The sequence below is a fragment of the Aeromonas sp. HMWF015 genome, assembly GCF_963878965.1.
Classification (GTDB): Bacteria; Pseudomonadota; Gammaproteobacteria; order Enterobacterales; family Aeromonadaceae; genus Aeromonas; species Aeromonas veronii.
The window spans coordinates 27,979-30,079 of record NZ_CAWNZT010000196.1 but is presented as its reverse complement, the minus strand read 5'-3'; the positions used below and the strand labels follow the sequence as shown (position 1 = coordinate 30,079).

Below are 2,101 nucleotides of genomic sequence, written 5' to 3'. Positions count from 1 at the left end.
CGCGGCAAGCCGGTGCTGCTCGACCTCTACGCCGACTGGTGCGTCGCCTGCAAGGAGTTCGAGCACAAGACCTTCAGCGATCCCACGGTGAGGGAGCGCTTCGGCCAGATGGTGCTGCTGCAGGCGGATGTTACCGCCAACGACGATGCCGATATCGAGCTCCTCAACAGTCTCAATGTGCTGGGGCTGCCGACCCTGATCTTCTTCGACCGCGAGGGCAAGGAGCTGACAGGCCAGCGGGTCACCGGCTTTATGGGGCCTGCCGAGTTTCTGGGCAAGCTTGATCAGCTACGCTGACCAGCGGCGCCCCTGTCGACAGGCAGGGGCCGCCTCATACGTTACGCACTGATTTTTCTGGCAATCCCTTGTATATGACCGGCAGCATGGCAGAATTTGCCCTTCGATTGTCTCGCCCGTCCGGAGTTTTGATGAAAAAGTGGTTCATCCCCCTGCTAGCCCTCTGGCTTTATGGCTGCAGTGCAGGGCCCGGTGAAGAGGATATCCGCCAGCAGGTCACCGCCAAGCTGCTGGCCGAGACAGACGCCAACCTGTTCGAAATCAGCGACTTCACCATCCTCGGCAAGGAGGAGCGGATGGAGGGGGTCTATCTGGTCAAGGTGAGTTACCAGCTCCACTTCAAGCAGGGGCTCGATCAGTTGCAGGTGTTGCACGACGAGGATCTGGTCTACGACCGGGTTGGCCCCTTCCAGCAGGAGATGGGTCTGATGGAGCTCGAGCGAAAATATGGCGAGTTCGAGGCGGGCCAGGTGCTGCCGCAAGAGGCAGAGGTGTGGATGATGAAGGACGAACAGGGCTGGCGGCTGGCTGAACCGGCGCAATAAATGGCTGCCCGCCCCTTACTCTCTGCAAACTCAGCAACGGCAGCTCTGCCGTGGTTGACCAGCTCAGACCTGGGTGTCGACCCGATACCCTTTTTGGTCTGCGGGTTCACCCGGCAGCTTGCTGGCCAACCCTGACAGCACCTCCGTGAGTGTGACCCCGCTCTCTGCCGCACCACTGCTCTCCAGCAGCTTGGTCAGCTGGCTCTGCAAGGGGTTGACCGCTTCACGCTCGGCTCCTTGCTCGCTCTCTTTTTCCTGTCCGCCCTGCTGATCCAGCGTCTCGAGCAGGCGCTCCAGATCCCGCTTGAGCGGGTTTTCGCTGCTGTCGGCGATGGCTAGTCTGCGCTGTTCCTGCTCTTGCCGCTGTTGTTGCTGCAATGCCAACTGTTGCTCCTGCTGCTGTTGCAGGGAGCCCATCATGGTGTTGATAAACGCTTCCAGCGAATCCCTGATTGAAACAGTGCCACCGCCGCTGCTCTCCCCTTGCGGTGACAGCCCCAGCTCATCCAGCACAGCGCCAAGGTCGCGCACCAGGCTGTCACTGCCCGTTGATGGTGAAGTTGCAAGCCTCTCCTGTGCCTGCACAGCGGGAGAACCCTGCCGTTGCGACAGCTGGCTGAGCCCGCCTGACGCGACCACGTTTATCTCCATCTTGGCCCTCCTCTCCCCGCCCTCTGGCCCTTTTTCGGCAAATATTCCGGCAATCTGACAAACTCTTGCTCCTTGGCAGATAACCGCTCTCACACCTAAAAGATAGCGCCAATCGGACGAGATTGGCGCGAATGCATCTTTTGGTCTATCGGGCGGAACGATAGTGCTCACCCGCTATAAACAAGGGCTGGCAAGGAGGCTGGCGTTCAGCCAGCACTGCGCAGGCTGACAATCGGAGTCAGAAGATATCCTTCATCCGGTGCCACAGCATCCCCAGTGCCAGCAGCGGAGAGCGCAGCGCCGGGCCACCGGGGAAGGTGATGTGAGGCACGCTGGCGAAGAGATCGAAACCCCGGCTCTCGCCGCGGATCGCCTCGGCTACCAGCTTGCCCGCCATATGGGTGGCGTTGAGACCGTGCCCCGAGTAGGCCTGGGCATAGAGCACATTGGGATGCTCCTTGAGACGGCCAATCTGCGGCAGCCGGTTGGCGCCGATCCCGATCATCCCGCCCCACTGGAACTCGATGGCGGTACCAGCCAGCTCGGGGAAGACCCGCAGCATCTTGGGCAGCATGAAGGCCTTGATATCGCGGGGATCCCTTCCCGAG

At 61.0% G+C, this 2,101-nt stretch carries 4 protein-coding genes; 2 read left to right on the top strand and 2 right to left on the bottom strand.

Features of this window, described 5'->3' with window-relative positions:
* Both AACS18_RS23320 and AACS18_RS10310 read left to right on the top strand, forming a co-directional pair.
* Positions 1-297 (top strand): thioredoxin family protein (locus AACS18_RS23320; RefSeq protein ID WP_258228911.1); only part of this gene is annotated, 297 nt, incomplete at its 5' end.
* Between the two features lie 131 nt (positions 298-428).
* Entirely contained in the window at positions 429-842 is a 414-nt protein-coding gene (locus AACS18_RS10310) for a hypothetical protein (RefSeq protein WP_108614226.1), read from the top strand.
* A gap of 63 nt (positions 843-905) precedes the next feature.
* On the opposite strand, the gene AACS18_RS10305 is transcribed toward AACS18_RS10310, so the two are convergent.
* The gene (locus AACS18_RS10305; protein WP_108614225.1) at positions 906-1,493 is read right to left on the bottom strand and encodes a hypothetical protein; all 588 of its coding nucleotides are present in this window, start codon (positions 1,491-1,493) and stop codon (positions 906-908) included.
* A 238-nt stretch (positions 1,494-1,731) separates the two neighbouring features.
* Positions 1,732-2,101, bottom strand: a 370-nt coding sequence (locus tag AACS18_RS23315; RefSeq protein WP_258228910.1) for an NAD(P)/FAD-dependent oxidoreductase, incomplete at its 5' end; no start/stop codon positions are given.